A 17,970-nucleotide genomic window follows, 5' to 3' on the forward strand; every position below is an offset into this window, starting at 1 on the left:
GGAACCCGCCCCCCCCTCCAGTCGCTAGGGCTGAGCCAACCGCGCGAACTCGGCCTTGAGCCGCGGCACGGCGAAGTCGACGAAAGCGCGGACCTTGGCGATCGACAGTCGTCCCTCGGGCGTAATCAGATGGACGGGCATCGGTGGCGGCTCGGCGTCCTCCAGCAACAGCGTCAACCGCCCATTCCTCACGTGCTCGACCACCTGGTACAGAAGAACCCTTGTCACGCCGTGGCCCTCGACCGCCGATTCGATGATGGCGTCGACACCGTTCACGACCAACCGGGGCTCGAAATTGATGGAGCGAGGAGCAGTGCTCCTCGCGGCGGGCGGAAAGCTCCACGAGTCCTCTCCGAACTGCGCCAGTGAGAGACATTGATGGAGGGCGAGGTCACCCGGCTCGACAATGGGTGGCCGGCCGGCGAGATAGGACGGCGACGCACAGACGACCTTCCGGACTTCGCCGACACGGATCGCGATCATGTTCGAGTCCGGCAGATGTCCGATCCGGAGCGCCACGTCGACTCTCTCATCGATCAGACTCATCCAGCGGTCGAGCAGCATCAATTGGGCCTTGACCGCGGGCTGGCTGTCGAGGAACGCATCGAGGATCGGCCGGAGGATCTGTCTCCCGCTGACGACGGGGGCGGTGAGCGACAACATGCCGCGCGGCGCGGCGTGCTCACCAATGGCGAGCATGTCCGCGTCCTCGAGCTCCGTCAGCACGCGCCGGCAGGCCGCGGCGTAACGTTGGCCCGCGTCGCTCAGCCGGATGGAGCGCGTGGTGCGGTGCAGGAGCTGCGTCCCGACATGCTCCTCCAGGAAGGCGATGGCCCGGGTGACGGCGGCTGGGGAGCGGCCGAGGCGCCGACCGGCCCCCGCCAGGCTCCCCTCGTCCACCGCCGTCACGAACACGCGCATCGCGTCGATCCGATCCACGATTCTTCCTCCTGGCGAAAGAGTTCCTTTTGGCGCGTGGACGTTCAGTCGTCCCGGGCAGCGGCTTATCTCTCCTCACGTCGACGCGATGCCGCGCCGCCGACGCCCTCCGGCGTCTGGACCGAGGAGAGTCACCATGTCCGTCCCTGCCGTTCGTACCCACTCCGCCGTCACGCACCATCGCACCGCCCAGGTGGATGGAGTCGAGCTCTTCTACCGTGAAGCCGGTCCCGCGGGTGCTCCCGTCGTCGTGCTGCTCCACGGCTTTCCGACCTCGTCCCACATGTATCGCAACCTCATCCCCGCGCTGGCGGATCGCTACCACGTCATCGCCCCCGACTACCCGGGGTTCGGCCAGAGCGCGATGCCCGACCGCAAGGAGTTCACCTACGGCTTCGCGAAGTACGCGGACCTCGTCGATGGACTGCTGGGTCAGCTCGGTGCGAAGCGCTACGCGTTGTATGTCATGGACTATGGCGCGCCGGTCGGCTTCCGCCTGGCGCTGAAGCACCCGGAGCGGGTGAGCGCGCTCGTGGTGCAGAACGGCAACGCCTATGAAGAGGGCCTGCAGTCCTTCTGGGATCCGCTGAGGGCCTATTGGGCGGACGGCTCGGCCGCCCACCGCGAGGCGCTGCGCCCGACCATGGGGCTGGAGTTCACGAAGTTCCAGTACCTGGACGGCGTCAAGGACGTCTCCCGCGTGGATCCCTCCAACTGGGTGCACGATCAAGCCCTGCTGGACCGGCCCGGCAACGTCGAAATCCAGCTCGACCTCTTCTACGACTACCGCACCAACGTCCAGCTCTACCCGCGCTTCCAGTCCTTCTTCCGCGAGTACCGGCCGCCGACCCTGATCGTCTGGGGTGCGAACGACAAGATCTTCCCCGCCGAGGGCGCCAGGGCCTTCAAGCGCGACCTCCCGGACGCCGAGCTGCACCTCATCGACAGCGGGCACTTCGCGCTCGAGGACAAGGCCGACGAGATCATCCCGCTGATGCGCGACTTCCTCGGCCGCAAGCTTTCCAACCGGTAACCCCATCCCCTCATTCAAGAAGAGAGACACATCATGAGCACAGAGCAGAAGGTCGTCCTGATCACCGGCGCATCCCAGGGAATCGGCGCGGGCCTCGTGGAAGGGTACCTCGAGCGCGGCTACCGCGTCGTCGCCAATTCCCGGTCCATCAAGCCGAGCACCTCCCCGAACATCCTGACGGTCGATGGAGACATCTCCCAACCGCGCACCGCGGAGCGCGTCGTCAGCGCGGCGCTGGAGCGCTTCGGCCGCATCGATACCCTGGTCAACAACGCCGGAGTCTTCATCTCCAAGCCGTTCGTCGACTACTCCCAGGACGATCTGATGGCCCTGGTCTCACTGAACCTGTTCGGGTTCTTCCACGTCACGCAGAAGGCGGCCGCCCAGATGCTGCGGCAGGGCGCCGGGCACATCGTCAACATCACGACGACCCTGGCTGAACAGCCGATGGCCTCCGTGCCCGCGGCCATCCCCGCCCTGACCAAGGGGGGCCTCAACTCCGTCACCCGGTCCCTGGCCATCGAGTACGCCGGCAAGGGAGTGCGGGTAAACGCGGTGTCGCCGGGCATCATCAAGACCCCCATGCACCCGGCCAGCAACCACGAGGCCCTCGCCACGCTTCATCCCATGCAGCGCATGGGCGAGGTGCGGGAGGTCGTCGATGCGGTGCTCTACCTCGAGACCGCGGCCTTCGTGACCGGAGAGATCCTCCACGTCGACGGTGGCGCTCACGCCGGCCGGTGGTGAGCCGGCACACCAGGAGAATTGCGATGCCTTACGTGAACATCAAGATTACCCGAGAGGGCGCCGCGCCCGGTCAGGCGAGCGCCACGCCCGAGCAGAAGGCCGCGCTGATCAAGGGCGTGAGCGACCTCTTGCTCGAAGTCCTGAACAAGCCCCCGTCCGCGACCTTCGTGGTCATCGATGAGGTCGAGATGGAGAACTGGGGAGTCGGCGGACTGCCTGTCGAAGCCTATCGGCGACAGACCGCGGCCAAGGGCTCCGGGTGAAGTCCGCTCAGGAGACGCCGGGGTCCTCGAGCCCGTCCAGTCCCGCGAGATGAAACGCGAGGGAACGTGCCTCTCCTGGAGGGAAACGATCCGACAGGAGGGGCACCAGCCTGCGCGCGAAATCCTCCTGCTCCTTCCGGGCCGCACGGGCCGCTCGTCCGAGCACCAGGGGCGACAGGTGCCACTCACGGCAGACCCCCTCCCAGTATGGCTCATCTTCGCAAAGCGCCAGCCACGGTTCCTCCCAGGAGGCGAACACCTGGGGGTGGCCCATCCAGAACCCGTTGCACTTCAGGCGCGCGGCATTCTCCCAGCTCACCAGGTACCCGAGGTCGCAGCAGCATCTGGGGGTCAGCACGACGTGCTCGCCATCGAGCAACGCATGGCCGCCCGTGAGCGCGGTGACGCGCTCGAGCAGGGGTTCCGTCTGCGCCTCCGCAGCGTCCACGTACTGCAACGGTACCCGGAGCAGCTCGCGCAGGACGTGAGGGTCCGTGAGACGTGACAGCGGAACGAGCCAGCTCCCCGGAAACAGCGGCTGCAGATGGAGGCCCGAGTCCGCGAGGCACAGCTCCCAATAGTGCTGCCATTCCAGAGCCATCTCTTTGAGTGACCCCTCGGGAGACAGGTGCTCCTGGCGGGCATAGAACACCGGCGAGAACTCGACGACGGGCTCCAGGCGGAGGTCGCTGCCCAGTCTGACGAGCTGGCGCGTGATGGGTGGCGGCATGACGCCTCAAAATATAGGGCGTCTCAAGCCTCTCCCGTGAAGGCGAAGTCAGGCATGGCTGAATCCATGCCGGCGGCGGCACGGCCAGGAGCCCGCGCTCCCAGAATGCCCACCTCGGCCCGGGGGAACGAATCCCCGGAGAAGCTCAGCGGCTCAGCGATCGTTGCGGCGGCTGCGCACGGGCACCGGCACCGGGCGCAGGTGACCACCGGACTGATCGTCCTCGTCCTTCACGCCCGCGCGCGCGAGGTGCTTGGACAGCCGGCCCACCAGCATCAGGCCCGCCATCCGGAAGTCGGAGATGAGCGACCACAGCGGGTACTTGAAGGTCGCCGGGCGGTTCTTCTCGAGGGTGAAGTGGCTCACCCAGGCGAAGCCGTAGCCCGACACCAGCGCCGCCGGCACCAGCGCCACGTTGCCCGTCAGCGCCGAGGTCACCCCCAGGCTCACCGCCAGCGAGGTGCCCACGAAGTGCAGCCAACGGGTGATCGGCAGCGAGTGCTCACGGAGGTAGTACGGCCAGAACTCGGCGTAGGTCGGGATGCGCTCGGTCATGGGAGAATTGTGCGTCCGGAGCCTCCCCATTCGTCAACCCTCTGCGACGTCTCTTTGGCGATCCGGTGTCATCCGGCCTAGGTTGTAGGCTCCGGGGTGACGGACCGTGAACGACTGGACACCCAAGCCCAATCCCTCCGCCGCGCTCGCCAAGCTCCCCCTCACCCCCGAGGAGGGCTTCGTCCTGTCGCGGCTGGACGGTGCCACGCCCGTGCGGCACCTGACCGCCCTCACCGGGTTCCCTCCCGAGCGTATCCAGGTCATCCTCGCGCGCCTGGTCGAGCACGGCGCCGTGCTACCCGCTCCCACCCCCACGTCCGTGCCCCCACCCGCTGCATCCGGCACCCGGACCGCCCCGCCCGCCGAGGGCGAGGAGCCACTTCCCCCCGAGGAGGAAGAGGCTCCCGAGGAGGACGCCTCGGCCGAGGCCGCCGCGGGCAACTGGAGGCAGCTCTTCGAGCGGCGGTTGCACCCGCTCCCCGAGGACGAGCGGGCCCACATGGCCCGGGCCGCCGAGGATCCGGAGCTGTCGGCGTTCTGCTTCGACCCGGTGCCCGCGGTCATCAAGTCCGTGCTGGAGAACACGCGCGTGGGCCTGGCGCATGCGCGGCTCATCGCCCGGCACCACCACAACCCGGTGGGATTGGAGGCCCTCTGTGGCCGAGCGGCCTTCGCATCGGACGCCGGGGTGCGCCGCTGGCTGGTGCGCAACCCACAGTTGCCCGGGAGCCTGTTCCGCCGGCTGTGGAGCGGCCGCCGCCTGATGGAGCAGTACAAGGTGGCGATGGACCGGGATGTGCCCGAGGGCACCCGGCGCACGGCTCGCGAGGTGATGCGCACCCGCTTCAACACCGCGCCCGCCGAGGAGCGCGTGGAGCTCATCCTCAACACCGAGGGCCGGGTGCTGGCCTCGCTGGTGGGGTTGGCGGTGGACGGCAAGACGGCGGCACTGTTGTGCGGGCGGACCTACCGCTCGCCCATGCTCATCCAGAACATCGCGCGCTGGAGCGCGGCGCCCCCGGTGCTCATCGCCCACCTGCTTAAACAGGAGGCTGTCCGGAGGCAGCCGCAGCTGCGCATGCTGCTGCAGCGCCACCCCAACGCCCCAGCGGACGCTCGCAAGGGCGGGTAGTGCCACCCACCGCAGCGCGCAACTTCGATGTGGCGTCCCCCGTGCTACCGTGAAGGCCACTATGGGGGACGACATGGCGAGACGGATGCTGGGGCTGGCGCTGCTGCTCGCAATCGAAACCGCGTGCCCTCATGCCTGGGGCCGGGGAGGCACCATCGAGCAAGCCCTGGAGCGCGACCTGATTGAGTACCACTCACTGAGGAGCTGTGCGCTCGATAGTGAAGAGTGGCTCGACGTCTGTGCAGCTTTTGACAAGAGGAAAGACAATCCTACGGCACAGCAACTTTGTCCCCCTGAGTGTCGCCCCTCTCCTCCTGGCATGCCATGAGTCAGGAGAAACACATGAGATGGCGTACGCTCCTGGCCTCCATGCTGGGCCTGCTCATGACGCTGCCGCTGGCATGGCTCTTCTACATCGCCATGTTCGGGCAGGGTGTGAACGAACCACGCGCCCAGGGCAAGGTCCCCGTCCCCATGCTCTCTCCAGAGGAGCGCCGGAGCCTGCTCACCTATGGGCATGACTGCAAGACGGATGGCGACTGCGAGCCGCCCCTCCGATGCTTCTTCAGCACCCACACAATGAGCCACTACTGCTCGGACAGCAGGTGCGTCACGGACATGCAATGCCAGGAGGGCTTCACCTGCCGCACCCAGACCACCACCTCCGGGGACCCCATCCGCGTCTGCTCGCTGGTGGGCATGCGCAAGGAAGGCGAGATATGCATGAAGCACTCGCCCGCCAACGATTACGCATGTGAGCAGGGCCTGCTCTGCCAGGGCCGGTGTGGCCGTCCGTGCAGACTGGATGACCCCGCTTCCTGTCCCGAGGGGTACTTCTGTCATGACGGGGCGGAGGATGAACCCTCCTGCCTGCCCACCTGTGAGGGCCGCACCTGCGCCGAGGGCCAGCACTGTGTCACCCTGGATGGAACCGGGAGCGAGGGCAGGCATGCCTCCATCTGCGCCAGGGTGTATGGACAGGATTGCCAGCAGAACCCCTGCCCCCAGGGGCAGTTCTGCATGCTCCAAACAGCCCCACAGCCCGTGGATGCGGTGTGGATGCAGTGCACCTTGGGCTGCGGCGCGGGCGCGCCCCCCTGTCCCGAGGGCACCGTCTGCCACCAATACCGGTGCCAGAAGCCCTGCGCTCCCGAGGACCCCTCCTCCTGCGAGCCGGGTTTCACCTGCCATCGCAAGACTGACAAGGAGCCCTGGCGGTGCGTCCCGTTCCCTCGCGCTTCCAGCCAGACCTCGCCGTAGCACCGGGCCGCTGGGACCTCACTCGAAGATGCGGCCCTCGAGCGCCTCGATGGCAGCACGAATCTCCGGGGGCACGGCCACCTTCTCGTAGGTGGGGTAGCGCAGGGTGACGAGCACCGCGCCCCCGCGCGCATAGCGCACCCCGGTCTGGGCATCGTCCACCGCGTACTCCATGTTCAGGCTCGTGGTGCCGATGCGCGACACGCGCGCTCCCACCACCACGTCCGCCGGGAAGACGACGGGGCGCAGGTACTCCGCGTTCGTCGCCGCGACGATGGGGCCCACGCCTCCGTCGGGCTTCTGCATCTCGGGGCTCACCAGCCCCACCCGCGCCATGTAGGCGATGCGGGCCGCCTCGAACCAGGTGAAGTAGCGCGCGTTGTTCACGTGGCCGTACGCATCCATCTCGCCCCAATGCACGGGGAAGCGCACGGTGATGGGAAAGTCGTTCATGGTGGGGTCATGCACCATGAGCCGCCGCTCGGGGCAACCGGAATCGCCCGCCCGCCCGCTCGCCTGGTGGGCGGCAGAAGGGAGGAGCGCCTCGGGGTCCGCTCGCCATCGGATCCCACGGACGGCAACGGACCTCACGGGTTCTCTTCCGGTCGGGGAGTTGACCGGAGCACGGGGCTGGGAGACCGTCGTGTCCAGTGACACCGCACGAGCCTGGCACCGCGAAGAAGCCGCACCCCGCGCAGACGCACGACGAGCGCTCCCGCGAAGAACAGTCCCGCGACTTCTCCCTCCACGACGCCGGCGCCCATGACACCGGCACCGCGACGAAGCCCGAGCGCCACGCGGACATGGTGCGCTGGCTGCACCCGGCCATGCTCATCCGCACCGGACTGGACGCGCTGGTGGCCGCCATGTTCGGGGCTCGCGCGGACCACCGGCTCATCGAGGCCGTGGTGCGCCCGCAGCCGCACTACTTCGACTACTCGGACGAGTCCCCCGGCGAGGACTTCTGGTTGGACTATGTGGCGGACACCGGCGACGGGTGGAACTCCACCTACGCCATAGCGCGGCTGATGGCATTGCCCTCGCTGGAGATGAAGGACCCCGAGGGCCAGTCCCACGCGCTCGAGCGCGGACGCATCCTCGTGCTCGGCGGAGACCAGGTGTACCCGGGCGCCAGCCGCGACATGTACGAGGAGCGCCTGGTGCAACCCTACGAGGAGGCGATGTCCCGCACCCAGGCGCCCAGCCCGGACCTGTTCGCCATCCCCGGCAACCATGACTGGTACGACGGGCTGGCCGCCTTCATGCGGCTGTTCTGCGCCAACCGCTGGGTGGCCGGACGGCGCACGCGCCAGAGCCGCAGCTACTTCGCCCTCAAGCTGCCGCGCGGCTGGTGGCTCATCGGCACGGACGTGCAGCTCAACAGCGACATCGACGTGCCCCAGGTCGAGTACTTCCGCCACGTGGCCACGCACATGGAGCCGGGGGACCGCATCATCCTCTGCAACGCCGAGCCCGCGTGGATTCTCGCCGCCGCCTCCAAGCGGCGCCGCGGCTACCTGGAGAACAACCTCGAGTACCTCCAGGAGAAGGTGTTCGGCCGGCGCATCTGCCTCTTCCTCGCGGGAGACCTGCACCACTACAAGCGACACGAGAGCCCCGAGGGCCGGCATAAAATCACCGCGGGCGGCGGCGGAGCGTTCCTCGCCCCCACCCATGCTCCGGCGGCGCGGCGGCTGCGCGACGGGTACGTGCAGAAGAAGGCCTACCCGGACGAGAAGACGTCCCGGAAGCTGGCGCGCCAGAACCTCCTCCTCATCCGCCACAGCCCCCTCTTCGGGCTGATGACGGGCGCGCTCTACCTGCTGCTCGCGCTGGCGACGTACACGGAGATCGGCGCCTTCGGGCTCGACAAGATGCAGGACGCCGTCAGCGCGGTGGCCTCTTCCGTGGTGACCCGCCCGTGGTCGCTGACCCTGGGGCTGGCCACGATCGGCGGGCTGATGGGGATGGCGGACAAGGCCTTCGGGCGCTGGCGCCTGCTGGCCGGCGGACTGCACGGACTGGCGCACATCCTCGCCGCGTTCCTCGTGGCCTGGGGCTCGATGTACTTCACCATCAGCGTGATGGGCATCTGCCAGGAAGTCGCCCACAACAACTCGGGGCTGGTCCCCGGGGTCGTCCTATGCGCCGCGGGCTGGAAGCACGTGTGGGCCAAGTTCCTCATGGGCTCCCTCCTCACCTTCGTGGGCGGCTTCCTCGTCGGGCCCTTCATCATGGGCCTGTACCTGACGGTGAGCGTCAACGGCTTCGGCGCCCACTCGAACGAGGCCTTCATCTCCCTGGCCATCCCCGACTGGAAGAACTTCCTGCGGCTGCGCATCGGCCCGGACGGGCAACTCACCGTGTTCCCCGTGGGCCTGCGGCGCGTGCCTCGCAAGTGGAAGGAGACGAAGGCCGGCCCCTACGCTCCCGCCTACGACCCCGATGACCCCAAGGCCACCGACCCCGAGCTCATCGAGCCCCCGGTGCACGTGACGCCCCACCGGAGCTAAGGCTCAGTCCCACAGCGGCGCGGAGCACTCGCCGCACTGGCGCTGCGCCAGGTCCAACCACTCCAGCGCCTCGCCGAGCACCTCCTCCGTGGGCCGGCCGTGCACGTCCAGTACCCGGTAGAGCTCGCCGAAGCGGCTGGCCACCGCCAGCACCGCCGTCCCCGGCACCCGCCCGAAGCGCTCCGCCAGCTTCCACGTCACCGTGCCCTCCGGGTCCGCCAGCGCCCCCGGCAGCAGCGGCTCTCCGGGCCGGCCGGGCATCACCACCGAGATGGCCTCGACCTCCTCCTGCCGCCACCCCGGCGCCCTCGCCCTCAGCTCGCGGTGCAGCCCCTGGCAGGCATCACAATTGGCGTGCAGCAGCGCCACCAGCATCTCCCTCCGCTGCCACGCGTCTCGCGTCCCTCGCGGGTGTCCGTTCTCGTCCTCGAGCTGGAACAAGGGGATGTCTTCTCGCAGCGCCATGGGCCACCTCCTCTCTCTCTGGATAACACCCGGCCCCGCTCCGAATCCCACCTCTCTCCACCTCCCGCTCGCCTGGGGCACGGTGTGGATCAGACAGTCTGGGAAGCAAGCTGGCCGGTTTTGATGTAAAATTGCCGCATGACTGGCTGGCTCCACTCCGAGAATCCCCGCTTTACCCTCGTCTGGCTGCTGGCCGCGTGCGCAGTCCTGGGTGGTACCGGGTGTGCCACGACCACACGGGTGGCTACCTCCCCGATGACCACGCCCGAGCCCGTCGCCGCGCCCGCTCCGGCGCCCGAGCCGGAGCCAGCTCCAGCCACGGTCGTCAAAGCGGAGAAGCCCAAGGCCGCCAAACGCACCACGCCCCGGCCCGCCCCCGAGGCGAAGAAGCCCGAGACGAAGACGCTCGTGTCGGCGAGGACGCCCGAGCCGAGGAGGCCGCAGGAAGGGGCGTCGGCGTCGCTCGGCGCCTCCGAGCCCATTCCCTTCGAGCCCGGGGGGATGACACGCCCCCAGCGGCTGAGCGGGAGGGATCCGCAGCTCACCGCGCAGGCCGAGGCCGAGCGCGTGCGGGGGACGGCGCTGGTGCGCTGCGTGGTGACGCGCGAGGGGCGGGTGACGAACTGCCGGTTGCTCAATGGCCTGCCCTACATGGAGCAGGAGCTGCTCGAGGCGCTGTCCACCTGGCGCGTCACGCCGGTGATGGCCCAGGGCAAGCCGCTGGACGTGGACTACACCTTCGTGGTGCGCATCCCCACGGGGTGAGTGGGCCGCTCGCTTCCGGGCGTACCGGCTGGCACGAGGGACGGAGCGGCGTTAAACCCGGGCCATGCCCAAGGGTTCCGTCTTCGGTGGAAAGGCCCACGGCGCGCGCCTGGAGCGCATGCGCCATTCGCCCCGTTTCCTGGACGGGGTCTTCAAGAACACCACGCCGGTGAGCCCCGGGCTCAAGCCCGGCACCACGTTCTCGACGATGAGCGAGTTCCTGCTCGGCGGTCAGGACCGGACGCCGCCCGCGCCGCTGCCGCTCGAGAGCCCGCTCGCGACGTGGGCCCGGCCGGTGGACACGGGGCTGCGCGCGACGTGGCTCGGACACTCGACGGTGCTGCTCGAGGTGGACGGACTGCGCGTGCTCACGGACCCCGTCTGGGGCGAGCGCGTCTCGCCGTGGTCGCTCGCGGGCCCCAAGCGCTTCCATCCGGTGCCGGTGACACTCTCGCAACTGCCGCCCCTGGACGCGGTCATCGTCTCACACGACCACTACGACCACCTCGACTACCCGACCATCCTCGAGCTGGCGCGCACGGACGTGCCCTTCTACACGTCGCTGGGCGTGGGCGCGCACCTGGAGGCGTGGGGCATCCCGCCCGAGCGCATCACCGAGCTGGACTGGTGGGAGTCCGCCACGCTCCCCCGGGGAGAGCTGCGCATCACCGCCGCGCCCTCGCAACACTTCTCCGGCCGGGGCCTGGGAGACCGCAACCGCACGCTCTGGTCGTCTTTCGTCCTCGAGAGTCCGAAGCACAAGGTCTTCTTCAGCGGCGACACGGGGCTCACGCCGGAGTACGGCGACATCCGCCAGAGGCTCGGGCCGTTCGACCTGGTGATGCTGGAGGTCGGCGCGTTCCACCCGGCGTGGGGTGACATCCACCTCGGGCCGGAGAACGCGCTCGAGGCGCTGGCGCTGCTCGGAGGCGGCGCGTTCCTGCCGGTGCACTGGGGCACGTTCAACCTCGCCATCCACGCCTGGGACGAGCCCGCGGAGACGCTCCTGCGGCTCGGAGGGGAGCAGGGGGTACGGCTCGTGATGCCGAGGCTGGGCGCACCGGTGGAGCCGTCGCGGGTGGAGAGTGTGGAGCCGTGGTGGCGCACCGTCCGCACCGCCCGCGTGCCCGAGAGCCCCGCGGCGGACGCGGTGGGCTCCGCGGGCTGACGCTCCGCCTCACTCCGGAGGGAGCGGCATGTACGTGCCGCCCCGGGACTCCACGGCGTAGCGCACGGCCTGCTCGAAGTCCGCCCGGGTGTTGAACATGCGGATGCCGCCCAGCTTGATGCCGGCCATCGTCACGCCCATCTCGACGAGGTTCGAGCCCGTCAACACGCTGAGCGAGTTGAGCCGCGTCACGAGCCGCAGGCCCAGCTCCGTCAGCTCGGCGCGGGCGTCGCTGGTGTAGAGCTCCATCGCCTCCCAGTCGTGGAAGATGTCCACCTTGTCCGGGCAGCTGAAGACGACCTCGTTGATGGCCATCACGGCGATCCGCGCGAACTCGATGTCGAACAGGGACCCGCGAAACCTCAACACGAGGACATAGGGAGCGGGCCTCCAGAAACGCAGCTCTCCGCCGGGGGCGGTCCACGTCCTGGTTCCATTCGCGAAGGATTTGGAGAGCATGGAGGAACGGACAGTATGGCAGCGAGGATCTTCCTAAGCGAGGCTGCGCGCGAGGCTTCCCAGGGTGGCCAGCGCGCCCTCCAGCCGAGGGGACCACGGAAAGCCGCAGCTCATGCGGATGAAATTCCCATAGCGCTTCTGCGCGGAGAAGATGGGACCGGGCGCGATGCTGATGCCCGCCGCGAGCGCCCGCTCGTGCAGCACCAGCGCGTCCACCTTGCGCGGCAGCTCCACCCAGAGCAGCAGACCGCCCTGGGGCCGCGTCACGCGGGTGCCCTCCGGGAAGAGCTCGCCGATGGCCTCCACCACCCGCTGCACCTGTGAGGCGAGCTGCCGGCGCAGCGAGCGCAGATGCCTGTCATATCCCCCATTGCGAAGAAAAGCGGTGATGGCGAGCTGGGGCAGCGTGGGCACAGCCACCGACTGTGCGAACTTGAGCAACTCCACCTTCTCCCGGAAGCGCCCCGGCGCCACCCAGCCCACCCGATAGCCCGGCGCCAGCGTCTTGGAGAACGAGCCGCACAGCAGCACCAGGCCCTCCGTGTCGTGGGCCTTCGCGGGCCTCGGACGCTCGGGGCCGAAGTGCAGGTCCCCGTAGATGTCATCCTCGATGAGGGGGATGCCCCGGGCGGCGAGCATCTCCACCAACCGCTGGCGGTTCTCCTCCGGCATGCAGCTGCCCAGCGGGTTGCTGAAGCTGGGCACCACCAGCACCGCGGCCACCTTGCGCTTGTTCAGCGCGGCCTCCAGCGCGTCGAGCTCCAGGCCGTGGCGCGGGTGGCTGGGAATCTCCAGCGCGCGCAGCCCCTGCGCTTCGATGGCCTGCAGCGTGCCGTAGTAGGCGGGGGACTCGATGGCCACGGTGTCGCCCGGGCGCGCCACCGCGAACAGGCTCAGGTGCACCGCCTCCGAGGCCCCGCACGTCATCACGAAGTCCTCCGGCGCGAGCGGGCAACCCCAGTCCAGCGAGCGGCGCGCCACCTGCTGCCGCATCTCCAGGCACCCCGGCGGCATGTCGTAGTCGATGGCCACGTCGCTGGCCTCGCGGGCCTGGAGCGTCAGCTCGCGGTGGAGCCGCCGCACGGGCAGCAGCTCCGGAGAGGGAAGCGAGGCGCCGAGGGGGATGATGCGCGGATCGCCCACCGCGCGGTACACCCGGGACACGAGTGCGCCCACGCTCACCGGAGAAGCCGAGGCCGCGGGCTGGGACACCTGGGGCTCGCCGGGCAGGGGGCGCTCGCGGCGGCGCACGTAGTGTCCGGACTGGGGCCGCGTCTCGATGAGCCCCATCGACTCCAGGTGCACATAGGCCTGGAGCACCGTGGACACACTCACCCGCTCGCTCGCGCTGAGCTGGCGCACCGAGGGCAACCGGTCCCCCGCCCGCAGCGTGCCCGAGGCCATGGCCTCCTCCAGCCGCTCGGCCACCTGCTCGTACAGCTTCGACGTGTGCGCCGCGCTCATCTGTCTCATCGCGCCCTCCACTCCTGGCTCCGGGCCACTTCCTGCTTTAACGGGGGTGGCTCCCCCCGGCCCAGGCACAGCTGGCCCCCGCGAGGACCAGCACAGTTCACCCGGGATGAACTGTACCGGTTACAAACGCACCTCGCTGAATCTGTTCTCCTCGCCGCGTCAGGCGCATGTTGAGCGGGCAAGAGGAGGTGGAGAAGACATGGCCTGGAAGAAGCCCCTAGCCGGAGAGGAGCCGGCGGGCCTGGCGCTCGCACAGGGAGCGCTGTGGACGTACCAGCCCCGCATGGGAGGGCTGATGCTCTCCTGCTGCGAGGGCTCCGTGTGGCTCACCCGCGAGGGGGATGGCGAGGACCACGTGTTGAAGCCCGGGGACGCGCTCCAGGTGGAGGGACACGGGAGGGTGGTGGTGCAGGCCCTGCGTCCGGCACGGCTGTGCTTCGCCCCCACGCCGGAGCCCGAGTCCTCGCAACTGCTGGAGGGACTGCTGCTCGGCGCGATGGGGGTGACGGCCTTCAGCCTCACCATGCCCGCCACCCGGGTGGCCGTGCCCGAGCTGGGCAGCACCGTGGTGGGCCTGGGCCGCGCACTGGTGGCGGCGGTGCTCGCGGGGCTGGTGCTGGCCGTGCGCCGCGAGAAGCTCCCCGAGCGCCGTCACTGGCCCCGGCTCGCGCTGGTGGCCGCGGGCGTGGTGGTGGGCTTCCCCCTGCTGTCCTCGCTGGCGCTGCGCCACATGCCCGCCTCGCACGGCGCGGTGCTGGTGGGACTGCTGCCCGCGGCCACCGCCGTGGCCGCCGTCTTCCGGGCGCGTGAGCGTCCCTCGTGGGGCTTCTGGCTGTCCGCGCTGGCGGGGCTCGGCAGCGTGCTGGGCTTCGCGCTGGCGCAGGGCGCGGGGAAGCCCACGGCGGGGGATACGCTGGTGCTGCTCGCCGTGGCCGCGGCCGGGGTGGGCTACGCCGAGGGCGGGGCACTCTCGCGCGAGCTGGGCAGCTGGCGCGTCATCTGCTGGGCGCTGGTGCTCGCGGCACCCTTCCTCGCGCCCGTGGTGGCGCTCTCCGTGGAGCCCGGAATGCTCTCGGCGAGCCCCCGCGCATGGCTCGGCATGGGCTACGTCTCGGTGGTGAGCATGTTCCTCGGCTTCTTCGCCTGGTACCGGGGACTGGCGCTCGGCGGCGTGGCGCGCATCAGCCAGCTCCAGCTCGCCCAGCCGCTGCTCACCCTGGTGTGGTGCGCATTGCTGCTCGGCGAGCCGGTGGGGCGCGGCACACTCGGCGCGGCCGTGCTGGTGATGCTGTGCGTGCTCACCAGCGTGCGCAGCCGCGTGCGGCGCGTGAGCTGAGCGCGAGGGCCCGGCGCGAAAACTCCCTCAGAACCGGGCCTGCAACACCGCGCTGAAGCCCACGGTGGACGGGGGCGCCAGCACCAGCTCGGAGACTCCCACCGGACCCTCCTGGAAGACGGTGCGATTCGGGTCATGCGTGTAGAACGCCTCGCCGACGACGGAGAGGGTGCTCCCGAGGTCCCAGCGCAGCGTGGCCTTCGCCAGGAGGATGGGCTGGCGCTCGCGCCCCTCCGGCAGGAAGGAGAACTCGCTCGCGCCACGAAGGAGGGTGATGCCACTGGTCAGGGACGGTGGCGGATTGTTGCCGCCGAAGAGCCCAGGCGTGTCGAACGTGGCGGGCCACACCGCGCGCAGGACGAGACCGGGGGTGAGCCCCGGCCCCTGGAAGTGATGGTCCACCCCAGCCGACAGGAGCAGCTCGGGCTGCGTCGTGGTGTCCGGCGTGAAGGCATTGTAGGGAGGGAGCCCCGGCACCTCCGAGGAGACGAAGGACGCCGAGCGGTAGAGCGCCAGGGCGTGCACGCGCAGGAAATCCACCTTGAGCCTCGCCTGCAGCGCGAGGACATCCGCCCCCTGACCGACCGTACCCTCGCTCCTGAGTGAATCCGCCAGCGTCTGGGCCAGGTGGCTGGCCTCCAGGGACACCGACGTCGAGACGCCGCCTGGATACGACTCCGGAGCGAGGACCTTCTCGAACAGCTCGGGATCCTGCCGGTAGAGCGAGAGGTCCACACCAGGCCCGATGGGGGCGCCCTGGTGGAAGAGGATGCGGCCCGAGAGGGCCCGGGTGGAGGCCCGCTCCTCGATTCCGAACTGGGCGCGCCCCGGAATCACCCCGTGCTGGGCGAGTGCCCCGGCGGCCTCCAACCGCAGAAAGGGCAGTACGTCCACGCCCGCCCCGGCCATCCCCAGGACGAGACGCTCGGACTCGCGGGACAACTCGTTGAAGTCCAGCGAGCTCTTCGCCGCGACGAAGGCATACCAGTGCTCGCGTGTGAGCCGTGCCTCCAGTCCCGGGACACCGTTGAACGGGCTGCTGCCCGTTCCCGTGAAGCCGGCGTACACGGTGCGTCCCCACGTCGCGGGGTACTCGTAGCCCAGGTGAAGCCGGGTCGACGACAGCGGGAGCACGGTGAGCGCGAGCCCCTCTCCCTCGCCCCAGGAGGACGGCCGCCAGGCCAACCGCACGTAGCTGGCGTTGTCCCGGAAACCCAGGCCCCCGGTGTTGTTGGCGGAGATCAGCAGGGACACCTCCGCATCCGCGCTCAGCCCCGAGGCGAGCTCGGGCGAGCGCAGGTGCATCCCGAGGTGAGCGGCGGTTCCGAAGTCGCCCGTGTCGAGGTCATCATCACTGGCGAGCAACGACACGCGCACCGAGGCGAAGTCCGAAGCGCTCGCCTCCAGGGACAATCCAACGCAGAGGGCGAGCACGCCGCCCATGAAAGACTTCTTCAACGTTCCTCCAGGAACCGGGAGTTGCTGGAGGATCGGCCCTCCTACCAGAGACGGGCCGGGCACGCACCTGGGCATGGGTATACTCGCGCGATGCCCACGAAGCGCCGCACCTCCAGCCGCACTTCCACACCGGCCACGCGGACGCCCCGGAAACGGGGGCTCACCCTCGAGGATGTCCGCGAGCTCGCGCTGGCCCTACCCGAGACCGAGGAGCGGCCCAGCTACGGCACTCCGGGCTTCCGCGTCAGCGACAAGCTCTTCGCCCGGGTCCTCGACGAGGAGTCCATCGTCATCAAAGTAGACATGGATCATCGCGAGGTCCTCCTGAGCACGAAGCCGGAGACCTTCTTGGTGACGCCCCACTACCAGGACTACCCGATGGTCATCGTCCGGCTCGGCGCGGTGGACCGCCCGCTGCTGCGAGCACTCCTCCGCGAGGCGTGGCTCCGGTGCGCCTCGCCCCGGCTCCTCAAGGCGAACGCCGCGAGCCCGGCGGGAAAGCGGGCCCGCCCGGAGAAGTGAGCGCCCCCGAAGGAGCCCTCACGCTCAGGCCACGGTGAGGATTTCCACGCCCTGGTCTGTCACCAGGATGGTGTGCTCGAACTGCGCCGTGCGGCTGCCGTCCGCCGTCACCGCCGTCCAGCCGTCGTCCCACACCCGGTGGTGCCAGTGGCCGAGCGTGATCATCGGCTCGATGGTGAACGTCATCCCGGGCTCCATGACGGTCTTGGCCTCGGGGTCGAAGTGGTGCGGAATCTGGAGCGCGCTGTGGAAACGCTCGCCGATGCCATGGCCGCAGTAGGCACGCACCACGCCCATGCCGTGCTTGGTCGCGTGCGTTTCAATCGCCCTGCCGATGTCGTTGATGGGCCGGCCCGGCTTCACCGCCTCGATGCCGAGCATGAGGCACTCACGCGTGACGCGCACCAGCCGCTCGCTGTCCGGGTCCACCGCGCCCACGAAGTAGGTGGCCGAGCAGTCCCCGTGAACGCCCTCGAGGAAGATGGTGATGTCGAGGTTGACGATGTCGCCCTCCTCGAGCTCCCGGCTGTCGGGGATGCCGTGGCAGATGACCTCGTTGACGGAGGTGCAGAGCGACTTGGGGAAGCCGTGGTAGTTGAGGGGGCTCGGGTAGCCGCCGCGGCGGATGTACTCCTCGTGCGCGATGACGTCGAGCTCGTCCGTAGTGATGCCGGGGCGCAGGTGGGCGGCGGTGGCGTTCATCACCTCGGCGGCGGCCTTGCAGGCGCGGCGCATGCGGGCGATGACGTCCGGGCTCTTCACCTCGGAGGGAGGGAGGAAGCGGCTGGGCCGCCCCGAGTCCGCGTAGTCGGGACGCGGGATGTGGGAAGGCACGGGGCGCATGGGGCTGATGACGCCCGGCCGGATACCACGCGAGCGGGCCTCGGGCCCTCGCTTGCGTGCCTCCACGGCGTCCGCGCCCCGGTGGCACTTCTTGTACTTGGTGCCGCTGCCGCACCAGCAAGGGTCGTTCGGCTTGGGCAACACCGCGGGAGGAACCCGCGCAGTGGAGGTGGAGACGTCGGTCATGTGTAGGAGCTATAGCCTCTAGAGCCGCACCGCGCACGCCTTCTCGGTCGCCTGCCCCTGCGAGGCCTTGATTTGGACACACCGCATCAGATCGGCCGGCCCGGCTCCCCTTGTGCGAACATC

Annotated in this window: 19 protein-coding genes; 10 read left to right on the forward strand and 9 right to left on the reverse strand. The window is 69.4% G+C overall.

The genetic code is table 11. From position 1 onward, the window contains the following. Nucleotides 1–24: 24 nt before the first annotated feature. Nucleotides 25–939: a LysR family transcriptional regulator gene (locus DAT35_RS15005; protein ID WP_108067669.1), complete on the reverse strand. Its 915-nt coding sequence runs from the start codon at nucleotides 937–939 to the stop codon at nucleotides 25–27. Between the two features lie 136 nt (nucleotides 940–1,075). On the opposite strand from DAT35_RS15005, the gene DAT35_RS15010 reads away from it, so the two are divergent. From DAT35_RS15010 to DAT35_RS15020, 3 genes are read left to right on the forward strand one after another with little or no spacing between them, the layout of a single operon-like run. After that, on the forward strand, nucleotides 1,076–1,972 hold the full coding sequence (locus DAT35_RS15010) for an alpha/beta fold hydrolase (protein ID WP_108067670.1): 897 nt from the start codon (nucleotides 1,076–1,078) through the stop codon (nucleotides 1,970–1,972). A 33-nt stretch (nucleotides 1,973–2,005) separates the two neighbouring features. Next, nucleotides 2,006–2,719: an SDR family NAD(P)-dependent oxidoreductase gene (locus tag DAT35_RS15015; RefSeq protein WP_108067671.1), complete on the forward strand. Its 714-nt coding sequence runs from the start codon at nucleotides 2,006–2,008 to the stop codon at nucleotides 2,717–2,719. 23 nt (nucleotides 2,720–2,742) lie between these two features. Next, nucleotides 2,743–2,982 (forward strand): 4-oxalocrotonate tautomerase family protein, encoded by a 240-nt coding sequence (locus DAT35_RS15020; protein ID WP_108067672.1) that lies wholly within the window; start codon nucleotides 2,743–2,745, stop codon nucleotides 2,980–2,982. 7 nt (nucleotides 2,983–2,989) lie between these two features. Here DAT35_RS15020 and DAT35_RS15025 read toward each other — a convergent pair whose 3' ends face one another. Together DAT35_RS15025 and DAT35_RS15030 are read right to left on the reverse strand one after the other, a co-directional pair. Further along, a complete protein-coding gene (locus tag DAT35_RS15025) occupies nucleotides 2,990–3,712 on the reverse strand; it encodes a hypothetical protein (RefSeq protein WP_108067673.1) in 723 nt (240 codons plus the stop codon). 153 nt (nucleotides 3,713–3,865) lie between these two features. Then, nucleotides 3,866–4,267 (reverse strand): DUF962 domain-containing protein, encoded by a 402-nt coding sequence (locus tag DAT35_RS15030; RefSeq protein WP_108067674.1) that lies wholly within the window; start codon nucleotides 4,265–4,267, stop codon nucleotides 3,866–3,868. Between the two features lie 106 nt (nucleotides 4,268–4,373). Here DAT35_RS15030 and DAT35_RS15035 point away from each other — a divergent pair, with 106 nt between their 5' ends. Together DAT35_RS15035 and DAT35_RS15040 are read left to right on the forward strand one after the other, a co-directional pair. Continuing rightward, nucleotides 4,374–5,399, forward strand: coding sequence for a hypothetical protein (locus tag DAT35_RS15035; protein WP_108067675.1), 1,026 nt, complete (start codon nucleotides 4,374–4,376; stop codon nucleotides 5,397–5,399). A 342-nt stretch (nucleotides 5,400–5,741) separates the two neighbouring features. Further along, a complete protein-coding gene (locus DAT35_RS15040; protein ID WP_108067676.1) occupies nucleotides 5,742–6,659 on the forward strand; it encodes a hypothetical protein in 918 nt (305 codons plus the stop codon). 18 nt (nucleotides 6,660–6,677) lie between these two features. Here DAT35_RS15040 and DAT35_RS15045 read toward each other — a convergent pair whose 3' ends face one another. Further along, a complete protein-coding gene (locus tag DAT35_RS15045) occupies nucleotides 6,678–7,112 on the reverse strand; it encodes a thioesterase family protein (RefSeq protein ID WP_108067897.1) in 435 nt (144 codons plus the stop codon). 350 nt (nucleotides 7,113–7,462) lie between these two features. On the opposite strand from DAT35_RS15045, the gene DAT35_RS15050 reads away from it, so the two are divergent. Continuing rightward, complete coding sequence (locus DAT35_RS15050; RefSeq protein WP_108067898.1) at nucleotides 7,463–9,172, forward strand: hypothetical protein; 1,710 nt, start codon at nucleotides 7,463–7,465, stop codon at nucleotides 9,170–9,172. 3 nt (nucleotides 9,173–9,175) lie between these two features. Here the strand turns inward: DAT35_RS15050 and DAT35_RS58150 are convergent, their stop codons facing one another. Continuing rightward, on the reverse strand, nucleotides 9,176–9,637 hold the full coding sequence (locus DAT35_RS58150) for a hypothetical protein (protein WP_146209720.1): 462 nt from the start codon (nucleotides 9,635–9,637) through the stop codon (nucleotides 9,176–9,178). 138 nt (nucleotides 9,638–9,775) lie between these two features. On the opposite strand from DAT35_RS58150, the gene DAT35_RS15060 reads away from it, so the two are divergent. Both DAT35_RS15060 and DAT35_RS15065 read left to right on the forward strand, forming a co-directional pair. Further along, nucleotides 9,776–10,402, forward strand: coding sequence for an energy transducer TonB (locus tag DAT35_RS15060; protein ID WP_108067678.1), 627 nt, complete (start codon nucleotides 9,776–9,778; stop codon nucleotides 10,400–10,402). Nucleotides 10,403–10,466: 64 nt separating this feature from the next. Then, nucleotides 10,467–11,570 (forward strand): MBL fold metallo-hydrolase, encoded by a 1,104-nt coding sequence (locus DAT35_RS15065; RefSeq protein WP_108067679.1) that lies wholly within the window; start codon nucleotides 10,467–10,469, stop codon nucleotides 11,568–11,570. Between the two features lie 9 nt (nucleotides 11,571–11,579). Here DAT35_RS15065 and DAT35_RS15070 read toward each other — a convergent pair whose 3' ends face one another. Continuing rightward, the gene (locus DAT35_RS15070) at nucleotides 11,580–12,029 is read right to left on the reverse strand and encodes a hypothetical protein (RefSeq protein WP_108067680.1); all 450 of its coding nucleotides are present in this window, start codon (nucleotides 12,027–12,029) and stop codon (nucleotides 11,580–11,582) included. Nucleotides 12,030–12,062: 33 nt separating this feature from the next. Continuing rightward, nucleotides 12,063–13,502 (reverse strand): PLP-dependent aminotransferase family protein, encoded by a 1,440-nt coding sequence (locus DAT35_RS15075; RefSeq protein WP_369945699.1) that lies wholly within the window; start codon nucleotides 13,500–13,502, stop codon nucleotides 12,063–12,065. Between the two features lie 199 nt (nucleotides 13,503–13,701). Between DAT35_RS15075 and DAT35_RS15080 the strand changes: the two genes are divergently transcribed. Continuing rightward, the gene (locus DAT35_RS15080; protein WP_158501705.1) at nucleotides 13,702–14,838 is read left to right on the forward strand and encodes an EamA family transporter; all 1,137 of its coding nucleotides are present in this window, start codon (nucleotides 13,702–13,704) and stop codon (nucleotides 14,836–14,838) included. A gap of 27 nt (nucleotides 14,839–14,865) precedes the next feature. Here the strand turns inward: DAT35_RS15080 and DAT35_RS15085 are convergent, their stop codons facing one another. Next, entirely contained in the window at nucleotides 14,866–16,296 is a 1,431-nt protein-coding gene (locus DAT35_RS15085) for a hypothetical protein (RefSeq protein ID WP_108067683.1), read from the reverse strand. A gap of 90 nt (nucleotides 16,297–16,386) precedes the next feature. Between DAT35_RS15085 and DAT35_RS15090 the strand changes: the two genes are divergently transcribed. Continuing rightward, entirely contained in the window at nucleotides 16,387–16,818 is a 432-nt protein-coding gene (locus tag DAT35_RS15090; RefSeq protein ID WP_108067684.1) for an MmcQ/YjbR family DNA-binding protein, read from the forward strand. 24 nt (nucleotides 16,819–16,842) lie between these two features. On the opposite strand, the gene map is transcribed toward DAT35_RS15090, so the two are convergent. Then, nucleotides 16,843–17,847 (reverse strand): type I methionyl aminopeptidase, encoded by a 1,005-nt coding sequence (map, locus tag DAT35_RS15095; RefSeq protein WP_108067685.1) that lies wholly within the window; start codon nucleotides 17,845–17,847, stop codon nucleotides 16,843–16,845. Nucleotides 17,848–17,970: the final 123 nt, after the last annotated feature.

The organism is Vitiosangium sp. GDMCC 1.1324 (assembly GCF_003044305.1).
GTDB lineage: Bacteria > Myxococcota > Myxococcia > Myxococcales > Myxococcaceae > Archangium.

Excerpts from the sequence above, each read along its gene's own strand:
- DAT35_RS15010 (WP_108067670.1), top strand. The coding sequence starts at position 1,076 with ATGTCCGTCCCTGCCGTTCGTACCCACTCCGCCGTCACGCACCATCGC.
- DAT35_RS15015 (WP_108067671.1), top strand. The coding sequence starts at position 2,006 with ATGAGCACAGAGCAGAAGGTCGTCCTGATCACCGGCGCATCCCAGGGA.
- DAT35_RS15020 (WP_108067672.1), top strand. The coding sequence starts at position 2,743 with ATGCCTTACGTGAACATCAAGATTACCCGAGAGGGCGCCGCGCCCGGT.
- DAT35_RS15025 (WP_108067673.1), bottom strand. The coding sequence starts at position 3,712 with ATGCCGCCACCCATCACGCGCCAGCTCGTCAGACTGGGCAGCGACCTC.
- DAT35_RS15030 (WP_108067674.1), bottom strand. The coding sequence starts at position 4,267 with ATGACCGAGCGCATCCCGACCTACGCCGAGTTCTGGCCGTACTACCTC.
- DAT35_RS15040 (WP_108067676.1), top strand. The coding sequence starts at position 5,742 with ATGAGATGGCGTACGCTCCTGGCCTCCATGCTGGGCCTGCTCATGACG.
- DAT35_RS15045 (WP_108067897.1), bottom strand. The coding sequence starts at position 7,112 with ATGAACGACTTTCCCATCACCGTGCGCTTCCCCGTGCATTGGGGCGAG.
- DAT35_RS15050 (WP_108067898.1), top strand. The coding sequence starts at position 7,463 with ATGGTGCGCTGGCTGCACCCGGCCATGCTCATCCGCACCGGACTGGAC.
- DAT35_RS58150 (WP_146209720.1), bottom strand. The coding sequence starts at position 9,637 with ATGGCGCTGCGAGAAGACATCCCCTTGTTCCAGCTCGAGGACGAGAAC.
- DAT35_RS15060 (WP_108067678.1), top strand. The coding sequence starts at position 9,776 with ATGACTGGCTGGCTCCACTCCGAGAATCCCCGCTTTACCCTCGTCTGG.
- DAT35_RS15065 (WP_108067679.1), top strand. The coding sequence starts at position 10,467 with ATGCCCAAGGGTTCCGTCTTCGGTGGAAAGGCCCACGGCGCGCGCCTG.
- DAT35_RS15070 (WP_108067680.1), bottom strand. The coding sequence starts at position 12,029 with ATGCTCTCCAAATCCTTCGCGAATGGAACCAGGACGTGGACCGCCCCC.
- DAT35_RS15075 (WP_369945699.1), bottom strand. The coding sequence starts at position 13,502 with ATGAGACAGATGAGCGCGGCGCACACGTCGAAGCTGTACGAGCAGGTG.
- DAT35_RS15080 (WP_158501705.1), top strand. The coding sequence starts at position 13,702 with ATGGCCTGGAAGAAGCCCCTAGCCGGAGAGGAGCCGGCGGGCCTGGCG.
- DAT35_RS15090 (WP_108067684.1), top strand. The coding sequence starts at position 16,387 with ATGCCCACGAAGCGCCGCACCTCCAGCCGCACTTCCACACCGGCCACG.
- map (WP_108067685.1), bottom strand. The coding sequence starts at position 17,847 with ATGACCGACGTCTCCACCTCCACTGCGCGGGTTCCTCCCGCGGTGTTG.